The sequence below is a fragment of the Nocardia ignorata NBRC 108230 genome (genome assembly GCF_001612905.1).
In the GTDB taxonomy this organism is placed as follows: domain Bacteria; phylum Actinomycetota; class Actinomycetes; order Mycobacteriales; family Mycobacteriaceae; genus Nocardia; species Nocardia ignorata.
In genome coordinates, this window is the sequence record NZ_BDBI01000009.1 from 38763 (window position 1) to 52053 (window position 13291).

The 13291-nt window shown below is 64.2% G+C and carries 14 protein-coding genes and 1 pseudogene; 5 read left to right on the top strand and 10 right to left on the bottom strand.

Features of this window, described 5'->3' with window-relative positions:
- Nucleotides 1–137: 137 nt before the first annotated feature.
- The gene (locus tag NI2_RS07775; protein WP_371851945.1) at nucleotides 138–809 is read left to right on the top strand and encodes an ArsR/SmtB family transcription factor; all 672 of its coding nucleotides are present in this window, start codon (nucleotides 138–140) and stop codon (nucleotides 807–809) included.
- A gap of 91 nt (nucleotides 810–900) precedes the next feature.
- On the opposite strand, the gene NI2_RS07780 is transcribed toward NI2_RS07775, so the two are convergent.
- On the bottom strand, nucleotides 901–1557 hold the full coding sequence (locus tag NI2_RS07780) for a class I SAM-dependent methyltransferase (protein WP_067487947.1): 657 nt from the start codon (nucleotides 1555–1557) through the stop codon (nucleotides 901–903).
- A 171-nt stretch (nucleotides 1558–1728) separates the two neighbouring features.
- Here NI2_RS07780 and NI2_RS07785 point away from each other — a divergent pair, with 171 nt between their 5' ends.
- Nucleotides 1729–2091, top strand: coding sequence for a MarR family winged helix-turn-helix transcriptional regulator (locus NI2_RS07785; RefSeq protein ID WP_208115391.1), 363 nt, complete (start codon nucleotides 1729–1731; stop codon nucleotides 2089–2091).
- A 184-nt stretch (nucleotides 2092–2275) separates the two neighbouring features.
- Here NI2_RS07785 and NI2_RS07790 read toward each other — a convergent pair whose 3' ends face one another.
- From NI2_RS07790 to NI2_RS07815, 6 genes are all read right to left on the bottom strand, one after another.
- Nucleotides 2276–2686: an arsenate reductase ArsC gene (locus tag NI2_RS07790; protein ID WP_067487951.1), complete on the bottom strand. Its 411-nt coding sequence runs from the start codon at nucleotides 2684–2686 to the stop codon at nucleotides 2276–2278.
- 15 nt (nucleotides 2687–2701) lie between these two features.
- Nucleotides 2702–3370, bottom strand: coding sequence for an arsenate reductase ArsC (locus NI2_RS07795; RefSeq protein ID WP_067487953.1), 669 nt, complete (start codon nucleotides 3368–3370; stop codon nucleotides 2702–2704).
- Nucleotides 3367–3801: an arsenate-mycothiol transferase ArsC gene (locus NI2_RS07800; RefSeq protein ID WP_067487955.1), complete on the bottom strand. Its 435-nt coding sequence runs from the start codon at nucleotides 3799–3801 to the stop codon at nucleotides 3367–3369. Before NI2_RS07800 ends, NI2_RS07795 begins: the two co-directional genes overlap by 4 nt.
- Nucleotides 3802–3808: 7 nt before the next feature.
- Nucleotides 3809–4900, bottom strand: coding sequence for an ACR3 family arsenite efflux transporter (gene arsB, locus NI2_RS07805; protein ID WP_067487957.1), 1092 nt, complete (start codon nucleotides 4898–4900; stop codon nucleotides 3809–3811).
- Nucleotides 4897–5274, bottom strand: coding sequence for an ArsR/SmtB family transcription factor (locus tag NI2_RS07810; protein ID WP_067487959.1), 378 nt, complete (start codon nucleotides 5272–5274; stop codon nucleotides 4897–4899). The genes arsB and NI2_RS07810 overlap by 4 nt, the downstream gene beginning before the upstream one ends.
- A gap of 299 nt (nucleotides 5275–5573) precedes the next feature.
- Entirely contained in the window at nucleotides 5574–6329 is a 756-nt protein-coding gene (locus tag NI2_RS07815; protein WP_067487962.1) for an SDR family oxidoreductase, read from the bottom strand.
- A 101-nt stretch (nucleotides 6330–6430) separates the two neighbouring features.
- Here NI2_RS07815 and NI2_RS07820 point away from each other — a divergent pair, with 101 nt between their 5' ends.
- The gene (locus NI2_RS07820) at nucleotides 6431–7285 is read left to right on the top strand and encodes a helix-turn-helix transcriptional regulator (protein WP_067487964.1); all 855 of its coding nucleotides are present in this window, start codon (nucleotides 6431–6433) and stop codon (nucleotides 7283–7285) included.
- A gap of 10 nt (nucleotides 7286–7295) precedes the next feature.
- Here NI2_RS07820 and NI2_RS07825 read toward each other — a convergent pair whose 3' ends face one another.
- The 3 genes and pseudogenes from NI2_RS07825 to NI2_RS07845 all read right to left on the bottom strand — a co-directional run bounded on the left by NI2_RS07825 (nucleotide 7296) and on the right by NI2_RS07845 (nucleotide 10674).
- Nucleotides 7296–7649: an Atu4866 domain-containing protein gene (locus NI2_RS07825; protein WP_084476117.1), complete on the bottom strand. Its 354-nt coding sequence runs from the start codon at nucleotides 7647–7649 to the stop codon at nucleotides 7296–7298.
- 139 nt (nucleotides 7650–7788) lie between these two features.
- A pseudogene (locus NI2_RS33645) lies at nucleotides 7789–8401 on the bottom strand (DDE-type integrase/transposase/recombinase); the annotation flags it as partial.
- A gap of 491 nt (nucleotides 8402–8892) precedes the next feature.
- Nucleotides 8893–10674 (bottom strand): recombinase family protein, encoded by a 1782-nt coding sequence (locus NI2_RS07845; RefSeq protein WP_067487971.1) that lies wholly within the window; start codon nucleotides 10672–10674, stop codon nucleotides 8893–8895.
- 148 nt (nucleotides 10675–10822) lie between these two features.
- On the opposite strand from NI2_RS07845, the gene NI2_RS07850 reads away from it, so the two are divergent.
- The gene (locus tag NI2_RS07850) at nucleotides 10823–11191 is read left to right on the top strand and encodes an effector-associated constant component EACC1 (protein WP_067487973.1); all 369 of its coding nucleotides are present in this window, start codon (nucleotides 10823–10825) and stop codon (nucleotides 11189–11191) included.
- A gap of 25 nt (nucleotides 11192–11216) precedes the next feature.
- Nucleotides 11217–12755, top strand: a complete 1539-nt coding sequence (locus NI2_RS07855; RefSeq protein ID WP_084476120.1) for a caspase, EACC1-associated type — start codon at nucleotides 11217–11219, stop codon at nucleotides 12753–12755.
- The last annotated feature ends 536 nt before the right edge of the window (nucleotides 12756–13291 follow it).

Here is a 13291-nt window from a genome sequence, read left to right on the forward strand (position 1 = left end):
CACTCGCATATTCCAATCAACCATGGAATAACATAGGAGCGTATTCCATGGTTTCATGGAAGACAACCGCGCGGTCGGCGACCTGCCGATCGCCTGCTCGGAGCGCGTATCGTATTCCACGGATGATTGGAGAAGTCGTGAGCAATGACCGCCCTGCCGCGAAGTCGGCGCTGTACGAGGCGTTCGCCACCAGTGGTAAGGCGCTGGCCAGCGGTAAGCGCCTCGAGCTGCTGGACCTGCTCGCCCAGGGCGAGCGCACCGTCGAATCGCTCGCCGCTGCCGCCGGGTTGAATCTCACGACCGCGTCGGCGCATCTACAGACACTCAAACAGGCCGGATTCGTAGCAACCCGACGCGAGGGTGTGCGCATCCACTACCGCCTTGCCGGCGAGGATGTGGCGCAACTGTTCGCGCTGCTCCGCAAGGTCGCCGAAGCTCACCAACCCTCCGTGGCACCGGCCCGCGATTCCTACCTGGGTCCGGCCGTCAGCCAGGAAATGACCCGCGAGGAACTGCTGGCCCGCGCCGAATCGGGCAAGCTCATCGTCTTGGATGTACGTCCCGCCCCCGAGTATCAGGCCGGTCACATCCCGGCAGCGGTCAACATCCCCGTCGACCAGCTGGCCGAGCGCATCGCAGAACTCCCCGCCGACAGCGAAATCGTCGTCTACTGCCGCGGCGAGTACTGCGTACTGGCCTACGACGCGGTGCGTATGCTCAACGACCACGGCCGCCGAGCGATCCGGCTCCACGACGGCATGCTCGAATGGCGCCTGGCCGAACTACCTCTCGCCACCGCGCTCGCCTGATACGGCGGGGTTGTCAGGGAGTTCATGTGCGACGCGCCCGGAACAGCCGCGCAGCGGCACGGATCAGGGCACATCCGCTCCGCCGCCTCCCTCACGGCCGCCGTTCGGGCGCCGTCGCGGTTCCGAGGATGTGTTCGGACGCTGGGAACGGGAAAGGCATGTCGGGGAACCGGACTCGCTCGTATTCGGTGAGCTCGAATCCCGCGTCGGTGAGTGCGCGTAGGGTGTCGCGGCCGGTATGACAGCCGCCGTTGAGCAGTGGCCAGACCGTGGCATCAGCCGCTCGTTGCACTCGCCGCGTCCGTGCCGACTCGGATCGAACATGTTCGAAGAACCGCAGCACGCCGCCCGGTTTGAGGACTCGGGAAACCTCGGCCAGGGCGGCGGCCTGGTCGGGTACCGAGCACAGCACCAGGCTGGTCACAACTGCGTCGAATAAATCATCTTCTGCCACAATGTATTCCGCGTCACCGGCGATAACCTCGACCCTGATCGGTGCCGCCACGGCGGCCTGTTCGGCCCGGCGGCGCAGTAGGGGTTCCGGTTCGATGGCTACCAGCCTGGTGACTGTCGACGGATAGAACTCGAAGCTGGCACCTGGACCGGCGCCGACTTCGAGGACCTCGCCGACCAATTTCTCGGTGAGCCGGTGTCGATACCGGCTCACCCCTGCCCGTTCCAGCCCGGGACCGGCCAGGCCCGCATAGAACCGGGCAAAGATCGGACGGCTCTTCATTCGCTGCGGCATTACCCCTCACCGCCTAACTGTTCGGCACCGCCTCGCTTACACTGACAGTAAGGAGGTCGATACATAGTGAAGTTACTTCACGATAACGCGGAGAGTCCAAGCCCCGCTAGTGCCGCGACGGACAAACTCTTCGAACTGACCGAAGTCCTCGGGGCGATGATGGAACGCGGCATGGTCGAACGTGGCCTCACGCAGGCCAGAGCGCGGTTGCTGTGGCGTCTCCACCACCGCGGACCGCTTACCCAGCGTGCTTTGGCTGATCTCCTCGAAGTCAGCCCCCGCAACGTCACCGGCCTGCTCGACGGACTCGCCGCCGACGGCTATGTCGACCGACAACCACACCCGACCGACCGGCGAGCCACCCTCGTGACACTCACCGAACGCGGCACCGCCTTCGTGCACACGCTACGAACACAACGCGACGAGATGGCCGCTGCACTTCTCGACGGCCTCACTCGAGACCAGATCCAGAACTTCGCGCAGATCCTCGACGTCATCGTGGACCGGCTCCACGACATCGCGCCCACCTGCTGACTCGATGGATGCTGTGACTGTCGTTGTCGAGCGCCCTTGTCACGGCGATGTGGACCGGGGGTGGTTCGCCGCGCTTTCGTTCTGTGGACGCTGAAGACACTGCACTCCGGCGAGCCGCCCTCGCTCGACGTGTTCGTCAGCGAGGGCAGGCTCGGGAGAGTCGAAGGTGAATCCTGGGGTGAGATCAGGCTCGGGTGGGCAGCAGCTCAGCGACGAGAGCCTCGACTCGTGTCTTGATCTCATCGCGGATCGGCCGGACCGAGTCCACACCTTTGCCTGCGGGGTCTTCCAGGATCCAGTCTCGGTAGCTGACACCGGGGAACGACGGGCAGGTGTCCCCGCAGCCCATGGTGATGACGACGTCGGAGGTTTCCACGGCGTCGTAGGTGAGGATCTTCGGCTTCTGGTCGGAGATGTCGATGCCGAGTTCGGCCATCGCCTCCACGGCGGAGGGGTTGATCGTGTCGGCGGGCGCGCTGCCTGCGGAGCGGACCTCGATGGCGTCGCCGGCGAGGTGGGTGAGGAATCCGGCGGCCATCTGGGAGCGTCCGGCGTTGTGGACGCAGACGAACAGGACGCTGGGCTTGGCGGTCATGTGGGGCAGTGCCTTTCAGTTGGCGGGCAGGTCGAGTTCGGCGAGGAGGTGGCGGACGCGGGTTTCGATCTCGTCGCGGATGAACCGGATGGCGGCGATGTCGAGTTCGGCGGGGTCGTCGAGGTCCCATTCCTCGTAGCGGCGTCCGGGGTAGAGGGGGCAGGCGTCGCCGCAGCCCATGGTGATGACCACATCGGCGGCCTGGATGATTTCCTCGGTCCATGGCTTGGGGAACTCGGCGGTGATGTCGATGCCGACCTCGGCCATCGCGGCGATGGCGGCGGGGTTGATCTCGTCGCCGGGTTCGCTGCCGCCGGACCAGGCCACCGCACGGTCACCGGCGAGGTGGGCGAAGAACCCGAGGGCCATCTGGGAGCGTCCGGCGTTGTGGGTGCACAGGAACAGCACGGTGGGGGTGCCGGTGTGGGCTTTGCCTTCGACGCGGGCCAGGGCGTGCAGGCGTTGGCGGGCGAAGCGTTCGGCCAGCAGCGGCAGGTAGTTGATCACGGTCGCGCGTCCGGCGAACTGGTCGTAGGAGGAGTGCAGGAACCGTTCGATGGTCTCGACGCCGAAGGTGCCGTCGAACTCACGCTGCAGGTGGGTGGCTGCGGTTTTCAGGGCGAGCTGCTGGTCGATGGTCAGGTCGTGGCGGGTATGGGTGGGCGCGAGTGGGCTGTCGCTCATGAGAGGTTCCGTTGCTCGGCGGGTGTGGTGAGTTCGGTGAGCAGGTTGTTGACGCGGGCGGTGATGTCGTCGCGGACAAGGCGCATGCGTTCGATGCCGTCGATGCCGCGTTCGGAGGGTTCGTCGGTGTCCCAGTTGATGATTCGCACGCCTTCGACCGGTTCGAGGTGGACTTCACGGCCGAGGGTCACGACCAGGTCGACCGAGCGGAGTAGGGTCGGGTCGACGGGTTTGGGGATCTCGGCACGGATGTCGACGCCGACTTCGAGCAGTGATTGTGCCGACAGGGTGTTGATCGAGGTGCCGGGTTTGGTTCCGGCGGAATGGATCTCGAGCCGACCATCGGCGACGGCACGCATCAGTCCGGCGGCCATCTGGGATTTGCCGCCGTTCTTGACGCACACGAACAGTACGGACGGAGTTGTGTTCACCGCGGCGTCACCTTTTCGGTATCGGTGACCCAGTGGTCGTGGGCCGGAATCGTTTGCGCAGCGCGAGGGAGACATAGACCAGCCCGACGAGCACTGGTACTTCGATGAGTGGGCCGACGACTCCGGCGAGGGCTTGGCCGGAGGTGGCGCCGTAGGTGGCGATCGCGACGGCGATGGCGAGTTCGAAGTTGTTGCCCGCAGCGGTGAAGGCGAGGGTGGTGGTGCGCTCATAGCCGAGGCCCAGTGCCGCGCCCATGGCGTAGCCGCCGCCCCACATGATCGCGAAGTAGGCAAGCAAGGGGATCGCGATGCGGACCACATCGACGGGGTGGGAGGTGATTTGTTCGCCTTGCAGGGCGAACAGGATCACGATGGTGAACAGCAGTCCGTAGAGCGCCCATGGGCCGATCTTGGGCAGGAAGCTGGCCTCGTACCAGTCACGGCCCTTGGCGCGTTCACCGAAGCGGCGGGTGAGGAACCCGGCCAGTAGTGGGATACCGAGGAAGATCAGCACTGACTTCGCGATCTGCCACGGTGAGGTGTCGATGGTGGTTTGTTCCAGGCCGAGCCAGCCGGGTAGGACCGAGAGGTAGAACCAGCCGAGAACGGCGAACATGATCACCTGGAACACCGAGTTCAACGCGACCAGCACGGCGGCGGCCTCACGGTCGCCGCAGGCCAGGTCGTTCCAGATGATGACCATGGCGATGCAGCGAGCGAGCCCGACGATGATCAGTCCGGTGCGGTACTCGGGCAGGTCCGGCAGCAGCAGCCAGGCCAGGCCGAACATCAGGGCGGGACCGAGGATCCAGTTCAGGACCAGGGAGCTGATGAGGAGTTTGCGGTCGCCGGTGACGGTGTCGAGTCGGTCGTAGCGGACCTTGGCCAGCACCGGGTACATCATGATGAGCAGGCCGATGGCGATCGGCAGCGAGATGCCGTCGATCTCCACGGCGCTCAGGGTGTCGCCGAGGCCGGGAATCATCCGGCCCAGCAACAGTCCGGCGACCATGGCGACGCCGATCCACACCGGCAGGAACCGGTCGAGGGTCGACAGCTTGCCGATGACAGCGGGGTGGTCGGTGGTGGTCGTGTTCATGCGGTGGCTCCCACTGCGGCGCCACTCTCGACGAGCAGGACTTCCGAGAGCCGTTGCAGCGCTTCGGGGACGACTCGGTAGTACACCCAGGAGGCACGGCGTTCACTGTCGAGCAGCCCGGCTTCGCGCAGCACCTTGAGGTGATGAGAGATCGTGGGCTGGGTCAACTCGATCCCGGCCGACAAGTCACACACGCAGGCTTCTTGGCTCTCGCGCGAGGCGATCGTGCTCAGCAGGCGCAGCCGGACCGGATCCGAGAGTGCTTTGAACACGCTCGCCAGCTCGACGGCGTGAGGCTCGGACAGGGGCTCGCGCACCAGTGGCGCGGCGGAGCACGCCTGCACAGGCGTCACCACCAACTTCGACTTCGACATACGCCTATATTGACCGATATCAATACAGCGAGGCAAGCAAACGGCCGGTGAACACTGTGAGGCGGGTGGTTACCGGACCGGGGAGCAGCGTTCGAGTAGGGCGGTGTCGTGCCAGACGCCGTTACGTTGGGTCTGCGGGGATCCGGGTCTGTTCGACGCCCTCGCCGAAGAATCCGCGGGCGGGTGCGGCGCGGCCCCGAGCACGGTGCAGGAGCTTGTGCGTCACCGATATCATGTCCCGGGCCTGCCTGCACCTGACAGTGCCGAACCCGCTCACCGTCGAGGGACGGCCGTCCTCGTCATCGTTGGCCGACCGGACGGATGACGATTTCGTTGACATCGACGTCGGCGGGTTGGGCGATGGCGAAGCCGATGGCACGGCCGATGCTTTCCGGCGAGATCGCGTTGGCACGGTAGGCGACCATGAGGTCTGCCGCATACGGGTCGGTGATGTGGGTGGCGAGTTCGGATTCGACCACACCAGGCGAGATCGTCGTCACACGGATCCCCGGGATCGACTCTTGCCGCAGGCCCTCGGTGAGGGCCCAGGCGGCGTACTTCGTCGCCGAGTAGATCGCCGAGGTGGGCACGACCTGGTGTGCGCCGATCGACGCGATCGTCACGACATGCCCCTGTTCGCGGGCGGTGAAGTGCGGCAATACCGCAGCGATGCCGTTGTACAGACCACGAACGTTCACGTCGAACATCTGGTCCCACTGCTCGACGAGCAAGGCATCGAGTCGCGAAAGCAGCATGACCCCGGCGTTGGCCACAAGCACATCCAACCGGCCATGCATGGTGACGATGTCGTCGACCACCGCGCCGAACGCGGCGCGATCAGTCACATCGAGCGCCTGCGCCTGCGCCTCGAGCCCCGCAGCCTCGAGCTCGGCCACGATGACTTCCAGGTGATCGGTACGACGCGCGGTCAGGATGACGCGGTGGCCTTGCTCGGCCAAGCGTCGCGCTGTCGCCGCGCCGATTCCGCTGCTAGCTCCGGTGACCAGCACAACTTTGGGCGCGGTGGTCGAGTCGAGCGAGATATCTGATGTCATGGGACCAGCTTGGATCGGTCGATCGGCCCGAGGAAGGCACCCATCCACCTGGGAGTGCTGCACCCAGGCTGTCGCACGCTGTCGACACTAGACTCGAGGTCATGCAGAACCCGCTGGGGGAATTCCTCCGCGCACGCCGTGCACAGGTCAGCCCCCAATCGTTGGGGCTACCCACCCAGAAGAACCGTCGGGTATCGGGGCTGCGACGCGAGGAGGTCGCGACGATGAGCGGGCTCAGCGCCGACTATTACGTCCGCCTCGAGCAGGGCCGGGAACGCCACCCATCAGCGCAAGTTCTCGAGGCGCTCGGCCGCGTTCTGCAACTCGATGACGACGCGCGGTTGCATCTGTTTCGAATTGCAGGGCTCGGCCCGAGCGGCCCGCGCCATCCTGGCACCGAACAAGTCGATGCGCAGCTGCTACAGCTGATGCAGATGTGGCCGGACAACCCGGCTTTGGTCCTGGGCAGGGCCTACGACGTGCTCGCGGGAAACGACTTGGCTTACGCCCTGTTCGACGGGTTCGAATACGGGCCGAACCTGCTGACGAAAGTCTTTCTCGATCCGACCGCTGCGAGCTTCTACCCCGATTGGGAAGTCGTGGCCGCTAACACGGTCGCCGGTTTCCGCGTACTTCACGGCATGTTTACAGCAGATCGTCGAATCAACGATGTCCTGACGACCACGCGGATGCACAGCGCAACATTCGCCGACCTGTGGGAGCGCCACGACGCTCGAAGCAAGCGGCCCGAGACCAAGCGATTCGCGCACCCTCACGTCGGACGAATGACGTTGAGCATGAACGCTTTCGACGTGAAAGCGGCGCCTGGCCAGGAACTGATCGTCTACCACGCCGAACCCGATTCGGTCAGCGCCCACGCGCTCGCCCTTCTGGGCGCCCTGTCCGCGACCCGGGCCCGGGAACAAGTCGTTTCCCGGGGCCAGGATCTTCGCTAGCGGACAGCACTCAACGCTTCTCCCGATGGAATGTGTAACCGCCGTGATGGAGGGTGTCGGCGTCGACGAAGGTTCCGTCGGCGGTGAAGCCGGTGTCGTCGATGTAGTCGATATGCGTACCGGTGATCGTGTAGCTGCCGGTGTAGGCACTCGCACGCTGGCCGCGGGCCTCGTCATAGCGGCCATCGGCGAGCAGTTGTTGGTGGATATAACCGTCGGAGGTCACCCATGTGCCGACGTAGGAGATGTTCGAGGAGGCGGTGACCGCGGCATTGTCACGGTCGGTGGGTGTCGGGTTCGCGCAGGCGACCACTGCCAGTGCGGTGTCCGCGGTATGCAGTCGGATCGGGGGTTTCGAGGTCATCTCCGAAACGTATCGGTCGACCGCGTGAATGTGGATGGACGTGCTACTCCTACCCATCTGAGTCCTCGCCTGTACCGCACGCTGTTTCGGCGAACGACTGATCCCGGGGCCGTGGACGAGTGGACCCGGGATCGTCGACTCAGCTGTGGGTGAGCGCGCCGAAGAACGCTCGAATGTCTTGTGTCAGGAACCGGGGCTGTTCCAGGGCGGGGAAGTGCCCGTCGAATCGGTCCACTCCTGGAATTTCTCGACCATCCATGAATCCGCCTGGCATGTCCGGAGACTCACTGGTCTGACAGCTCGGCGATGTGATGGGCTGGGTTTGAGCGTAGTAGGCAGCCTCCATCTCCGCCGGTGGCACGTCGCCGCAGTGCTGAAAGAGCCGCCGGTGAACCAGTCGACCCATTCGGCGGTGGCGAACTCGACCTGGTCTCCGTTGCGCCACGGACCCCGTGGTTTGATCAACTCGGTCTTGTAGAGGCCGTTGATCGTCTCGGCGAGGGCGTTGTCGTCGCTCGATCCCACCGCGCCAACGCTCGGTTGAATCCCGGCCTCGGCGAGACGCTCAATGAAGGCGATCGAGGTGTGTTGAGCGCCCCTATCTGTGTGGTGGACAAGACTTTCACCTCCCGACCCGCTCTCTCACGGGTCCAGATCGCATGCTCGACCGCGACGAGCACGAGCGCGGTCGACATCGTGGTGCCGGTGCGCCAGCCGATGGTCCTGCGCGCGTAGGCGTCGATCACGAACGCTCGGCGAGCGCGGCGCAGATCGACTCGACACTCCATCGCAGGCCGCCGTCGACGCGTGACCTCGGTGCTGGCTCATATATCTGACGATCGCCGCCCACTCCGACTCGTGCTGGTCGCGGGCCTCCGCAACCATCCACACAGCCCGCTCACGCGAGATCAGGAGCCTAGTCAGCTCCATGGGCGGATTGCTCAACGTCTTTGCGCCGGTCGGATCCCGCCGACAAGCACCAGGTGTACCGGCAGCTCGGCGTGAACCTGACCTACAACGACAAAACACGGGTGGTGATCGCCGAAGCGACACCACCCGTGGGTGTACTGGTTGTGTCCGGAGGCGGATACAACAGCTATCCCCAAGGAACCACCCGCGAACGGCTGAGTATCCCGGGGCCAACAGTGTGGCGGGTTGGCTTTCGGTGCCCACGAACTGTGATTCGGCTGATGATGCACTGGCTCGGACCGTTGTAAACCGTTGCAGGGCAGAGAGCCTCGCTTCATTGACGAGCGCGGAGTGCGACCTCGGTAGTGATTGAGTGGGCACTCTTGCGAGTCGCGGTGTCGGCTGCCGTCAGGTTTGCGGAGAGGAACAGCCGATGCTCAGGATACGAGTAGCGCACCTGAAGCATCAACGCCTCGTACAGCTCCTGCTTGTGTGCGGGTGAGCCGTTGGTCAGGACGAGACGGATGTCGCCGAATGATTCGATGAGTTTGCGTATCTCGGTTTCGGTCAGCCTGACGGTTTTGGGGAGATTGTTCGTTTCGACTTCGGCGGCGGCCTTGTCTGCCTGGGCCGCGTTGAGTGCTGCGACGACGACCTGTGGGTCGACGCCGGCTTCGATCGCCGCGAGGTGGCGGTCGATTTTGGTTTCTGCCTCCTCGATCCTCCTGCGCAGTGCCTTGAGTCGCGCGGTGCTGTCGTCATCGTCGTCAGCGGCGAGGAGAGCGGCGACCGTGCGGTCGATGTTCTCGGGGGCGAAATGGGTGCCCAGCCAGGTATCGACGGGTCCGGTGATGTGGTCTTCGCGCAGGTTGATGGTGCGCGGGTGATGGACCAGTTGCGGGCTCCCCGGTGCGAGGACGGATGCCCGGCAACGGTAGTAGACGGATCCTCCAACGTTTTCGGCTTGCATTTTCCGGTTGCACAGGTCACAGCGGATGCGCCCACGGAACGGGCGTGGTGGTGTGGATGTGTTCGAGCGGGTGCGTTCGAGTTTGCTGCGGGCGCGGCGGCTCATGCCCGCGCGTTGCTTCCGTTTCAAGGTCGCCTGCGTGAACGTTTCGACGGAGATGATCGCCGGGTGTGCGGGGTGTCGCGATCGGACGATGCGTTGTGCCGGTGAACGTTTGAACTTCACGATGTGGCCGGCGGCGACGTCGTCGGGATCGAGGAGTGATTCGGTCTTAGTCCATCGTCCGAAGAACGCGTATCCGGTGTATCGGGGGTTCTGCAGGATCGCGGCGATGGTGGAGGTTTGCCAGCCGTCGCCGGAGCGATGCCGGTTTTGCTCGGGTCGGTGTGCGGAGGGGCAGGGGATGTTGTCGCGGTTGAGTTCTGTGGCGATGGCCTTGTCGCCGCGGCCGTCGAGGTAGGCGCGGAAGATTCGTTGCACTACCGGTGCTGCGGCGGCGTCGATGGAAAGGATCCGCAGCTTCAGGTTGTCGGCGGCCCGGTTCGGGTTCGGGTGGGGCGGCCCGTCGATGACGGTGTATCCGTAGGGTGGTCTGCCGCCTTGGTGGCGTCCTTCGTTGAGGACTTGGGCGTCCATGCTGGCGCGGGTGCGTTGTTGAACGTGCCTGCGTTCGGACTCGCTGAGTCCGCCGAGCATGTTCATCATGATCGAGTGGGTGACGTTGTGGGGGTCGTAGCGTCCGCCGAGTTCAGGGACCCAGATCGAGACACCGTAGGCGTGGATGCGGGGTGCGATGAGGCTGAACTGGTTGCCGAACCAGCAGCGGGTACCTTCTCCGACGACGATGCCGGTCCATCCTCGGTCCCGGTTCCGGAGGTCTTCGAGGAGTTCGGCGGCGTGACGGCGTCGGTGCCAGGGCACCGAACGTGATTGGCCGACATCGAAGTAGCTCTTGACGATTCGAGCGTTCACGAACTTCTCGGCGTTGCCGCGTTGCCATTGATAGGAGGATTCGGGGTCTTGGTTGTCCTCGGTGGAGCAGCGCCCGTAGAAGGCGAGTTCTTCCTCGACGGTGCTACCCAGGTCGGTGGTTTCCAGGCCGAGGAGGTCGTCGAGGACGGCCCACTCGTTGACATCGGTAGTCATGAGACCTCCTCACTGTCGGGATCATTCGGCGCCAAACTGGGCGGCGCTCTCTGTCAAGGCAGGTCGTGCTGGCGCTGGGCGTTCAGATTGTTCTGCAATCGCCGTCAATACCGGGTGGTCCGGCGCTGTTGGCGCGTAGGCTGGGGCGATGATGGGCGCGGGCATGGATATCCGTGTGGTTGTTGCTGTTTCAGACGAAAGTGTTATGGCGAGTACGGAATCGCTGATCGCCTGGTTGCATCAGGAGCCGGAACTCCGCGGCAGGGTTCAGACGCTGGTAAAGGAGCCCGAAGCTGGTGACATGGGGACTGTGCTCGACGTCGCCACTGTGGCGTTGGGCGCCGGTGGGGCATTGTCGGTGCTGGCGATGTCGTTGAGGACTTGGTTTGCGCAGCCTCGGCGATCCGATGCCAGGATCGAGATCCGTCACCCGGACGGCAGGTCGGTCGTTGTCGATGCCAAACGTGTCGACAATGTCGAGGCTCTGCTCGAAGCATTGCTCGACACCGACGGATGATCCTGTGAACTGAAGGAGCCTGGCGATGCGGTTGCCGAACCGGGCGACATCGTGGGGTGTGCTGATCGGAATCGAGCGCTACGAGCGTCTTCCGTGCTTGACGGGGGTCCATGCCGGGGCCCGGGCGTTGGCCGAGGTTCTGACCGATCCAGAGCATGGTTGTCTTGAACGTGAGCATTGCGCTCTGCTTCCCGCGGATGCTTCCCCCGGCCAGATTGGGGACGCTATCGCTCACGCCGCCGAGAACGCCCATGATCTGTTGCTGATCTACTTCGCCGGCCATGGTGTGCTCGGTGCCCGCCGCGGCGAACTGCACCTAGCTGTCGCCGATACCCATCCGCATCGCCCCGGCATGGGAGGTATCCCGTTCGACGCAGTCCGCGATCTGTACATCGACAGTCCTGCTGCGGCCCGCGTCGTGATCCTCGATTGCTGCTATTCCGGCCGGGCATTGGGCGTCAACCAGTCCCCGGACGACGCGGCAATTCTGAACGAAATCGTCGCCGAGGGAACAGCGGTACTGACTTCGGCACCGCCCAACGGTGTCTCGAAGAAACTCGACGCCGAAACCTATCCCGCCTACACCCACCGACTCATACGGTTGCTTCGGGAGGGCATCCCAGCGGCGGGACCGCTGCTCACTTTGCCTGTGCTGCACCGCCAGCTGTGCCGAGAGCTCGTCGCTGCGGGCCTTCGACAACCACAAGCCGACCTCAACCCACTGCTGGACCATCTCGCGCTGGTACGTAACCGTGCCGAACCGACAGGACCACGGCTGGAGGAACAGCTGATCGATGCTATCGAGACAGATCAGCTCACCCTGTATTACCAGCCCGATATCAACCTGAGGACCGGTGAGATCATCGGAGTCGAAGCACTCGTCCGATGGAACCACCCCATCCAGGGCCTGCTGTCGGCGATGGAGTTCATCCCGATAGCAGAGCGGGCCGGCTTGGCGAACCGTCTGGGCTGGTGGGTCATTCGGCGCGCGTGTACCGACTTCGCCGTCTGGCACACCGGGGGAGGAGGGGACCTGTTGTTGCGTATCAATGTCTCTCCGCCACTGCTCGATCAACCGGGCTTTGTCGAGGATCTCGGTGCGACACTGCATCAGACGAGGTTGCCGGCCGCGTCGATCTGTCTCGAGATCGTCGAACGTGAACACACGGACTTCGAGGCAACCGTGACTACGGTCCGAGCGCTCAAACAACTGGGCGTGCGAGTCGCGATCGACAGTTTCGGGACCTACAACAGCTCCCTGTCGATGATCCAGCGACTGCCGGTGGACTCGCTGGAAATAGACCGCAGCTTTGTGCAGGGACTGACCGGAAATGGCGACGACGTCGCGATTGTCAGTGCCATCATTGCCATGGCGCACAGCTTCGGCCTAGAAGTAACCGCGGCAGGAATCGAAACAGAAGCCGCGGCAACCGCTTTGATCGAACTCGGATGCGACCGTGGGCAAGGCTTTCTCTACAGCCCGCCCGTATCCCATGGACAGATTGCGAAGCTCATCATCGGCGGTCCGCTCCACCCGGCATCCTTCCCCACGCTCTCTGAGTAGCGAGTCAGCCCTGAGAGCGCGAGCTATAACAGGCGGCCCTGTGGCTCGACGGGCCGGGTCAACGCCCCACAGCACATGGATCGGGATGAGGCCGAGCGAGAGGACCTACACGAACACAGCCACCACTCGTCAACCCTGAAAGCGCTCAACATGCACCACAAAGTGCGTGGTTCAGATTCGCCCGATAGTACCCCGTCGAACGCGCTAAAGTGCGACGGATCGTGTCGACCGAACTGCTTCTACGCCCGCACCCGTGACCTCAAGCTGGTTGCGTTCCGATGGTTCAGCCTCAGGTGCTACATCTTCACCCGAAGCGGGAGATCCTGCGCTCGTGCCAGCGCCGAACTGCACATCCGCCCGATTCCAGGCGATGTGGAGACCGCCCAGTTCCGCACTCCAAAGCTCGAAGGGGTCTGCGGAACCATCCCCACTTCCGACCGTCGGCCTCGAATAGGTAGCAGCCAGGCCGGATGGGCAAAACAACACACGATCGGCTATCCATGTCCGGTCGGGCGCGTGGGCGACGGCGCAACGTC

Excerpts from the sequence above, each read along its gene's own strand:
- NI2_RS07790 (WP_067487951.1), bottom strand. The coding sequence starts at position 2,686 with ATGACCGCCAAGCCCAGCGTCCTGTTCGTCTGCGTCCACAACGCCGGA.
- NI2_RS07850 (WP_067487973.1), top strand. The coding sequence starts at position 10,823 with ATGATGGGCGCGGGCATGGATATCCGTGTGGTTGTTGCTGTTTCAGAC.
- NI2_RS07845 (WP_067487971.1), bottom strand. The coding sequence starts at position 10,674 with ATGACTACCGATGTCAACGAGTGGGCCGTCCTCGACGACCTCCTCGGC.
- NI2_RS07810 (WP_067487959.1), bottom strand. The coding sequence starts at position 5,274 with ATGTCGAAGTCGAAGTTGGTGGTGACGCCTGTGCAGGCGTGCTCCGCC.
- arsB (WP_067487957.1), bottom strand. The coding sequence starts at position 4,900 with ATGAACACGACCACCACCGACCACCCCGCTGTCATCGGCAAGCTGTCG.
- NI2_RS07815 (WP_067487962.1), bottom strand. The coding sequence starts at position 6,329 with ATGACATCAGATATCTCGCTCGACTCGACCACCGCGCCCAAAGTTGTG.
- NI2_RS07855 (WP_084476120.1), top strand. The coding sequence starts at position 11,217 with ATGCGGTTGCCGAACCGGGCGACATCGTGGGGTGTGCTGATCGGAATC.
- NI2_RS07795 (WP_067487953.1), bottom strand. The coding sequence starts at position 3,370 with ATGAGCGACAGCCCACTCGCGCCCACCCATACCCGCCACGACCTGACC.
- NI2_RS07820 (WP_067487964.1), top strand. The coding sequence starts at position 6,431 with ATGCAGAACCCGCTGGGGGAATTCCTCCGCGCACGCCGTGCACAGGTC.
- NI2_RS07785 (WP_208115391.1), top strand. The coding sequence starts at position 1,729 with ATGGTCGAACGTGGCCTCACGCAGGCCAGAGCGCGGTTGCTGTGGCGT.
- NI2_RS07825 (WP_084476117.1), bottom strand. The coding sequence starts at position 7,649 with ATGACCTCGAAACCCCCGATCCGACTGCATACCGCGGACACCGCACTG.
- NI2_RS07780 (WP_067487947.1), bottom strand. The coding sequence starts at position 1,557 with ATGCCGCAGCGAATGAAGAGCCGTCCGATCTTTGCCCGGTTCTATGCG.